9 protein-coding genes are annotated in these 8835 nt (G+C 35.2%); 1 reads left to right on the forward strand and 8 read right to left on the reverse strand.

Features of this window, described 5'->3' with window-relative positions; all coding sequences use genetic code 11:
* Window positions 1-327: 327 nt before the first annotated feature.
* The 3 genes from IEV18_RS15585 to IEV18_RS15595 are packed head-to-tail and all read right to left on the reverse strand — an operon-like array spanning window position 328 to window position 2781.
* A complete protein-coding gene (locus tag IEV18_RS15585) occupies window positions 328-1071 on the reverse strand; it encodes an ABC transporter permease (protein ID WP_188393306.1) in 744 nt (247 codons plus the stop codon).
* 10 nt (window positions 1072-1081) lie between these two features.
* A complete protein-coding gene (locus IEV18_RS15590; protein WP_188393307.1) occupies window positions 1082-1858 on the reverse strand; it encodes an ABC transporter permease in 777 nt (258 codons plus the stop codon).
* On the reverse strand, window positions 1858-2781 hold the full coding sequence (locus IEV18_RS15595; protein ID WP_188393308.1) for an ABC transporter ATP-binding protein: 924 nt from the start codon (window positions 2779-2781) through the stop codon (window positions 1858-1860). The genes IEV18_RS15590 and IEV18_RS15595 overlap by 1 nt, the downstream gene beginning before the upstream one ends.
* Before the next feature lie 412 nt (window positions 2782-3193).
* Here IEV18_RS15595 and IEV18_RS15600 point away from each other — a divergent pair, with 412 nt between their 5' ends.
* Window positions 3194-4477 carry an IS110 family RNA-guided transposase gene (locus IEV18_RS15600; RefSeq protein WP_188393309.1) on the forward strand — a complete coding sequence of 428 codons (1284 nt, stop codon included), beginning with the start codon at window positions 3194-3196 and terminating at the stop codon, window positions 4475-4477.
* Between the two features lie 465 nt (window positions 4478-4942).
* Here IEV18_RS15600 and IEV18_RS15605 read toward each other — a convergent pair whose 3' ends face one another.
* The 5 genes from IEV18_RS15605 to IEV18_RS15625 form a co-directional block, all read right to left on the reverse strand.
* A complete protein-coding gene (locus IEV18_RS15605; RefSeq protein ID WP_188393310.1) occupies window positions 4943-5548 on the reverse strand; it encodes a hypothetical protein in 606 nt (201 codons plus the stop codon).
* Between the two features lie 14 nt (window positions 5549-5562).
* Window positions 5563-6117, reverse strand: coding sequence for a flavodoxin family protein (locus IEV18_RS15610; RefSeq protein WP_188393311.1), 555 nt, complete (start codon window positions 6115-6117; stop codon window positions 5563-5565).
* 147 nt (window positions 6118-6264) lie between these two features.
* A complete protein-coding gene (locus tag IEV18_RS15615) occupies window positions 6265-7170 on the reverse strand; it encodes a GNAT family N-acetyltransferase (RefSeq protein WP_188393312.1) in 906 nt (301 codons plus the stop codon).
* A gap of 92 nt (window positions 7171-7262) precedes the next feature.
* Window positions 7263-7697 (reverse strand): hypothetical protein, encoded by a 435-nt coding sequence (locus tag IEV18_RS15620; RefSeq protein ID WP_188393313.1) that lies wholly within the window; start codon window positions 7695-7697, stop codon window positions 7263-7265.
* A 2-nt stretch (window positions 7698-7699) separates the two neighbouring features.
* Window positions 7700-7909: a helix-turn-helix transcriptional regulator gene (locus IEV18_RS15625; RefSeq protein ID WP_033826665.1), complete on the reverse strand. Its 210-nt coding sequence runs from the start codon at window positions 7907-7909 to the stop codon at window positions 7700-7702.
* Window positions 7910-8835 lie beyond the last annotated feature (926 nt).

An 8835-nucleotide genomic window follows, 5' to 3' on the forward strand; every position in this document is an offset into this window, starting at 1 on the left:
CTACCGCTGTGGCTCTGTGTTTAACCTAGAGATAGAAGTTTTATCAACTAAAATAAGCAGGCTAACTTTTCTACCGGAAATAGGGTTATTTACACAAAATTATTGACACACCCTAAGAAAGGTAGCAGTAGTTAACACAAAAACATTTTCCTTGATAAATTAACGTTTATGGGTACTTATAAAAAGAGGTTAGTAATTCTCCAAAAGGACCAAACAAAAATAGAATAGCGATGATCATAATAATACATGCAATCCAAAATAAGAACTTTTTCACTAAGCCATCTCCTTTGTAAAAAAAATTAATATACACATAGTTGTATTTACCCTTTATCTAAACTCAATCCTTGCAAAATTAAAAAGTCCAATTATACAAAATATTACGAATATAATAATAACAACCAAATAAAAATCTTGAAGAGACTGTATAACTCCGAGTTGGTTCTCTGGTGTCATTGCATAAGCTGGTTGGGACCACGGATAATACTTTCCATACTTTGAACTGGATATAAAGACATTAGGCATAACAAAAGCAAAATTAATGGCTATTGGAAGAGCAAAATTTTTCAATCGAGTGGATAGCCAAAGTTGTATTGCAATTAATGGCAATGTTGCAAACCATCCTCCGAAAAACAGTTTTAATACACTTATAAAAGGGAAAATCCCCGAGACCCCCATTAATTTCCCAATTACAAAAAAATACCCAAATAAAACCGTATTTGTCAAACCGATTAGAGACCACGCCCAAATCATTTTGGATAAGTAAACTGCATTTTTAGAAATTGGAAAGGCCAGCAATTGCTCCCATCCTCCATATGCATGTTCAAAACGGCATAAGAGGGCAACAAACACACTGGATAAAACTGGGCACAAAACCATACCATACAAAAATTCTACTTGCGTCCAGGTGCCCATCCACCCAACCATGCCCACTTCCTCAAACACATGCAGATTTGTCGTATAGTTCATTACCCCAACAATTGTAAGAAAAAGCGGAAGAAGAAAAATCATTAGCCATATACTTGGATAACAGCGAATTTTTAACCATTCTGACCATAATATGCTTTTTAACATTCTGTTCCCCCTAAATCATTTCTTTTCTTGCAAATTGCAAAGCTCCCAAACTAACTAAGATAAAACCAACGATTAAACTTATACCAATCCACTCCCAGTGAAAGATTGGTGGTTTTACAATATGGGAAAAGTCTGTAATGATATTTTCTTCAGAAAGTGTGATTTGATAAGGAATAACCCAAGGAAAATATTTGGCAATACCAGGGGATGGCAACATAAATAATCCAGCTACAATTCCCAATCCACCTATAATAATAGGAATCGATTGATTTTTTATATTCATGGATATCCAAAGTTGAAAACTAATGAATGAAAAGGAACTAAGATAAGGAAACATCGTAAAGTGGAAGAGTCGAGACCAATCTAATGAGTCTCCGCCACCAAACATCATCCCGATTAGCCAAAGGCCTAACATTAAGAAAAGACTTGACAATATTACACCAGAAATAATCCAAAAATATCTGACCCAATAGAACTTCACCCTTGAAATGGGCATTGAAAATATAAGATTAAAAGCATTGGCTTGATGTTCCACATTTGCAAGAAAGGAAGTCAATACCGTGACAAATAAATGGATCATCACGAAATTACTATAATAGGTTACCATCCACATGGAACCCCATATACTGTAACTTTTCCCTTGATAAACATCCTGCTGAATGTTTTGAAAATTGAGTATCAATAAAAGGGTAACTCCTGCAAGAAGGATGAAAGGAAACAATATGACAATTCCCCAAAACATCGAACGTTGTACTTTTATTAAATCGGAATAAAAAATTGGACCCATTATAAATGATGCTCCTTTCCGGTAAGACCAAGGAAAATATCTTCCAAAGATTTCTTAACACCTTCCAAACGTGATACAAAAAAACCATTTTCGACTAGTACCTTATTTGCCTCACCAGCTATTTGCGAACTTGATTCCCTTATATATAAAATATCTTGATCTGTATAAAAGGAAGCTTTTATTCCCGATTGTTCTAAACACTTAATTGCTCGGAGAGGATTATCGACTTTAATTCTTATCTTTGTTTCACTTTCCTTACGTAGTGCATTAATTGAATCTTGAAATAAAATATTTCCTTTGTGGATGATACCTACTTGTGTAGCTATTAGCTCAATTTCGCTTAAGAGGTGACTGGATAACAAAATGGTCATTTCATATTTTTTTGGCATCTCTTTAATGAATTCACGAATTTCTTGAATTCCAGCGGGGTCAAGTCCATTGGTCGGCTCATCTAAAATTAAAAGTTGCGGATCATTCAAAAGTGCTGTAGCAATCCCTAATCGTTGCTTCATACCTAAAGAATACTTCTTTACCTTTTTATCTTTAACATTGCTTAATCCCACAAGCCGTAATACTTCATCAACACGTTTTTTATTATTTACCTGAATTAATCTGCGTACAGCTTCTAAGTTTTCATAACCCGTAAGGTGTCCATAAAATGTTGGTGTTTCTACAAGTGATCCTATTTTGCTTAAAATGGATATTCGATTTTGTGTAAGATTTTGGCTGAAAATTTTTATATCTCCGCTAGTAGGGCGGATAAGTCCAAGCAACATCCGGATCGTTGTCGTTTTTCCTGCACCATTAGGACCGAGAAAACCATAAATTTCCCCTTGTTGAACCTTCATATTCAACTTATCAACTACCGTTTGATTTTTATATTTCTTTGTTAAATTATTCGTCTCAATGACATATGAACTCATTTTATCCTCCCCTAAGTTAATAAATTTTCATATTTTACAAAATGACTTTGATAATAATTCGCAAAAAATATGTGCCCATTGCGACATTATTTATCCTCACCTCAAGATTCCCTTCCTTACAAAAACAGTTATTATTATTGTAAATAATTTATTGCAAAATGTAAAGTATTATTTGCATTCTGCAATATAAAATTGCCCTGTTTTTGAACACAAACTAAAAAAAGGTCACTAACCAGTATGATTAGTAACCTTTCATTCAAGTTTAATACAATTTGTTATATTACAGTTGCTTTCCTAAAGGAGCATTCCTGTAATGAAGATATTTGAGGTTTGAATAAAAAAGTCCCCTTGGTATAGTACAGGGTGTCATGATCATGACCCCGAATTTTATAAATACCAAGGAGGACTCAAAATGAATTATAACCAAAACCACAAATTATCGCAAATCACACCATCAACTTTGATTGTAGGAATTGACATCGCCAAGGACAAACACGTGGCCCGTGCACAGGATGATCGAGGGTTTGAGTTCGGAAAAAGACTGATCTTTGATAACCGTATACATGGTTTTGAACAGCTTTTAAACTGGATTTCCAAGCTTCAAAAAGAACATGGAAAAAACGAGCTGATCATTGGCGCAGAACCAACCGGCCATTATTGGTTGAGCCTAGCCTATTATTTAAGAGCCAAAGGGATCAACCTCGTGTTGGTCAATCCGATGCACGTGAAAAAGTCCAAAGAGCTTGATGATAACTCGCCTACGAAAAATGACACCAAGGATGCGCGTGTCATTGCACAGCTTGTCAAAGACGGTCGATACTCTGTACCTAATCTTCTTGATGGCATTTATGCCGAATTACGGGAAGGGATCAAATTGCGAGATCAACTCGTCAAACAGCTGATTGTCATCGACGGCCGCATTCAGAATCACATTCAACGGTATTTTCCTGAGTTCAATGACGTGTTCAAAGACTGGGAAGGGAAGACCGCTCTCTTTACCCTACGCGAATTTCCATTTCCATCTGATTTTCAGGATATGACACCGGAAGAAGTGTTGGCACAATGGAAAACCGTCATCAAGCGAGGTGTAGGAATCAAGCGTGCCATCCAGTTACTGGAAAAGGCAAGAAAAAGCGTGGGCATTAAAGTCGGACTACGATTTGCGAGAAAAGAAATCCACAGTCTCTTAGACCAATACGAGCTCTACCAGCGTCAATTAACCGAACTCGACAAAGAAATCACGGAAGTCATGAAAGACATCCCAGGCGCTCAAGAAATGACGAACATCAAGGGTCTTGGAACCATTACAGTCGCCACGTTTTTCTCTGAAGTTGGAGATCTCACAAAGTATGATCACCCACAACAATTGGTGAACATGGCAGGCTTGTCCTTAAGAGAACACAGTTCAGGGAAGTTCAAAGGACAAACGAGAATAACGAAACGAGGGCGAAAGAAACTACGGAAAGCCTTATATCTGGCCGTCCGCCCATTAGTGGCGAGCAACCCGACATTCAAGGCGCTCCATCATTACTACACGACCCGCCCCAACAACCCATTGAAGAAACAACAATCACTGATTGCGTTGTGTGGGAAACTCTTACGGATACTGTTTGTGATTGGCAGGAAACAATGTGAATTTGATGGAAGCAAAATCTTAAAAGGTTTACCTCAAATAAAGGCATTACAGGCAGTTTAAGCATTTAAGAACTAATTGAATCAATGCACCTGGCTTTTTGGAACGAAAAAACACCAACAATGCAGAGTCGGAGCTTATTTAATCCATTCGGGCAAAAGACCCAGCAAAGGAGCTTTTTCCGACCTCCACCTTGTGGATACGCAGGACGAAGGAATGTATGGATAAAAATCCCGTGATACATGGGAGGGTAAGCGGCCATAAGCAGTGTGGAGAATAGGGCATGGTCATAACCATTTTCAACCAAATGTTCACAATTTGGCTGTTAGGATGGATTCAACCCTGTTAGAATATTCTGTACTCTGGACGAACGCTACGCCCACCAATAAATTCGTAAAAATGATGTTTGAGTAATTCTAAGAAAACAGGAGTATTTTGAAGAAAATCAAAGTATATAGAGGGAGTGATATATTTTAAATCATAAATTATTCGGGAATTGTATGTCTATATGAGAACTTGCATAAAATTTTAAAGTTTTACTATTACGTGCATCCGTAAACATTGCCTAAAAATACCCTGAGTAATTAAAGTTAGATTCTCCCTTTTAATAACTACCCCAACGGTCTTTTTAGATAATGTTGGGTTCTTTACATATGAAGTTTCCTCCAATGATTCTGGAATTATGTCAAAATTTCTAAATTCAACTTTCACTTCATTTCTTTTGCTCCTTTTAGCAACTTGTAAAAACTTTTCAACGTTTAGCGTATACACGGATTCGTAATGCTTATCAACCTTTAAAAAATCAATTTCCTTCAAGAAGTACTCTTCCAACTGTTTAGAATCATTCGTATATATTTCAAACCAATTTCTGTTCCACTTCTTGCAATCTGGCATTACATTTTCTCGAAAAAATCGTTTTAACTCAGATTTTTCTTGATCAGTAACTATGTTACCTTCTAAATACATCCACCTTCCAATGGCCCAAACAATAGCAACTTTGGGACTGTTTTCATGATCTACAAAAACTCTCCCTGGATAACTACCATGAATGACTGCAAATGCTGGAATGAATTGCTTTTTTTGTTTAAAAAGCCCTTCTACGCTAGAAAAGGAACTATATTGTAATTCAATCATTTTATAATTCTCCCTTATTTATTTATTTCCAATATAAGCTTCTTTTGCAGTTCATTAGCGGCTAAAAGCGCTTCTTTATCATTATATACATCACCAGGTTTGTTTCCTCTTCCAATTATATAACCCTCAAAAGAAATACCAACAAAATCAAAAATATAATGAAACTGCTGTATCAACGGTAGACCTTTTATGTTTGGATAATCTCCTCCTACCGCAATTACATAGGCTTTCTTATTTGCCATGGAATGTTTAAAATCAGGATATTTTTCATCCCTTAATGTCTGAGACCAGCGATCAATAAAGTTTTTCATGATGCCGGACATGCTATACCAATAAATCGGTGTAGCAAATACAAGAATGTCATGGGGCATCATACGTTCTATAACTAAATTGTGTTCATCATGAATCGTATGAAACCCCCCTTCTTCATGTCGCAAATCTTCAATGGATTGAATTTTAAAGTCCTTTAAATAGATTTTTTCTGCAGTAATCCCTTGAACCGCTTTCTCAGTAAGTATTTCAGTATTACCATTTTGTCGAGTTCCTCCGTATATAATGGCAATAGACATACTTCATTCACTCCTTTATCAAAACAACAAAACTTTAGATTTACAATGAAAATTACACCAATAAAAAATTATAATCCCCCAACGGAAAAGTGAATACAAAATGATAATGATCAAAGATTAAAAATCGGTTCAGATTAATAACAACGGTTAATTACCCGATAACGTAGGTAACTTTAATTCTTTCCTCATACTTAATTGCTGAACTGCTGTTTGAAATCCAATCTGTTTTAACACCTTATAAGTTAGTTCACTTTCTCGGACCGGTAAATTAGGAACTATCCGATTAAGATCATTTTTAAAATCACCAAAAATATGACCGAGCATAAAATAAATTACTTCTTCTGCACTTTCTAAATTCGGTCTTGCTTCACACTGGAACAAAATAGTACTCAAATGATTCCCTTTAGAATTGAAGATCCTTTGATAATAAGCATAGCCAAGCTCTTCTCCATCTTCGTCCTCAACGATGATTCCTTCACCATATTTAGCACTCTGCCATTGCGTTTGCCAAGGGTTCATTCCTTTATAAAAAAATTGCTTGCCTATTTGCTGGGGCAACACTCGTTTAACAGTAACTTTTCTTCTTAAATGAGGGATTGGATTTTGACACAAAGCTTTATTAAGATTTAAATACTCCAATATTCCCACTTCTTTATATCCCATATCCTTATATAAAGAAATTGCTTTCTCGTTCTCTTTTAATACCTCAAGTGTTGCAATATCTGCACCGTTTTGTTTTAAAATTGAGATACTTAAATCCACTAATTTTTTTCCTATACCTTTAGATCGGTATGCCTTGGCAACACCAGTTCCTCCATTCCAAGCAACTTTTTTACCGTTTATTTCTCTTATTCCATTTAAAACAATTCCTATCGGTTGTTTGTCGTCAAAGGCAATGATAGATAGACTAACGGATAAATCCTCCTTTACCATCCTTTCCAAAAACATATCATCGGTCATCTTGACATCAATTGAATACCCTTCAAATCCTGCATTCCAAGCATTAACAGCATCTGTTATTGTACAATCTTTCAACCTTTTAATTTTAACCAATTTTTAAATCTCCCTAATATCAGAACTTAATACATAAATATACTCATACTTCCACAAATTCTTATAATTATATTCCTTTAATCCTTAATCTGTTAAATACGATTTAATACTCGAATAGTCGTTAACCAATAAACAATGTATTGTCCTACGCCTACTATACCTATACCAATTAATGGAATAAGAACATGACCAGAAAAAAGAAAACAAACCCCTGCTATAATTGGCAGTGCAAAACTATAGTAAATATAAACATTCCGGCAAGCTTTATAGGTAACCCACTGTTGTCCCTCATCCATCTCGCGGAATTCAGGTGGAATTAATCCAAACGGTTTAATTTGATTATCGGGATTCTTACGGTTGTAAAGCTTTATAAAAGTTAACCACAAAAATGTACAAAGTACTAATATCCCAAAACATAATCTAGCTAAGACAACCAGTGTATTCGTTAGTGAAAGTGTCAAAAATGTAATGAGCAGTATAAATAAACCCATCGGTATTAATGGTGTACGTAAGATATGTTTCAACATGTTTAATCATTCCTTTCCTTTAAATAAAAAACTTCTTCAACAGAAACATTAAAAGCATTTGCAATTTTTAATGCCATCGTTACAGATGGGGAATAATCCCCTTTTTCAATTAATCCTATTGTTTGCCTTGTAACGCCAATTGCATCAGCTAAGTCTTGTTGTGTCCATCTAAACCGTGCACGTAACTCTCGAACCCTATTCTCAAGCATCAAGTTCCCTTCCTTCTAAAATAGATCACTATCATTGTAATATAAGTATTACAAAATGTAAATGATTATTTGCATCATCCGAGGAATGAATATTTTCAAATGTTAGGAAATTCTTTTTGCAAAACTTAGCCTTAGAAAACTTAACATTTCAAGGATTCGCGGCTTTTTTGATTTTTTTGGAATTGCAAGATAAAGCATGAATTTGAACGTATTTGGGGCTAAATTGGGGCTGATTAATATTGATCGGTATAGGTTTGGTTTCTTCTATTTGTTTTACTACTTTTATAGCATATAAAGATTTATTTAAAACAGAGTAAGGATATGGAATATTGTAAGTATTATCTTTTATATTGGTTTCCATATATTTTTCGTAAAAGGCTTTTACTCGCTTATCTTGTTTGCAAAACTCAATCATAGCCCTGTAGCTTGGCGTATTATAATGAGTTTTCTCCGATCCTTTGTCTAGATGGCCGAATTTGTGTAATATACAATTCAAAACTATTTACATTCTTACCACATATAATGTCGGTACTATGAAAGCTGTGGGCATGTGTATCGTCATCATAAATTACCAATCCACCTTTTGTTGATCCAGGTAAATAAGTGTACCTATTATAGCTGAAAGGTTCGTATATATCGCTTAAGAACTTGTCTAAAACATCGCTAATTGAATATAAGCTACACCATGCCCCTATCCAATCTTTTCTAGTCCTCGGGTTTCTCTTCTTAAAATTACCATTAACATAAGAATGAATAATTTTCTTTTGATTTACTATAGAAGAAGAATCAAAAAGTTGCAAATCCCTATATTTGAATGTATGTGTCAAGTTTTTCTCGATGTTGTTTTTATCATGCTATTTCCAGCACTCTATTTTTGTACACTTTTTTCGGCTACCGCGCTGTCGCTTGCTGGCCTCGACGTTTTTGTC

Source organism: Compostibacillus humi (assembly GCF_014637175.1).
GTDB lineage: Bacteria > Bacillota > Bacilli > Bacillales > Amphibacillaceae > Oceanobacillus > Oceanobacillus humi.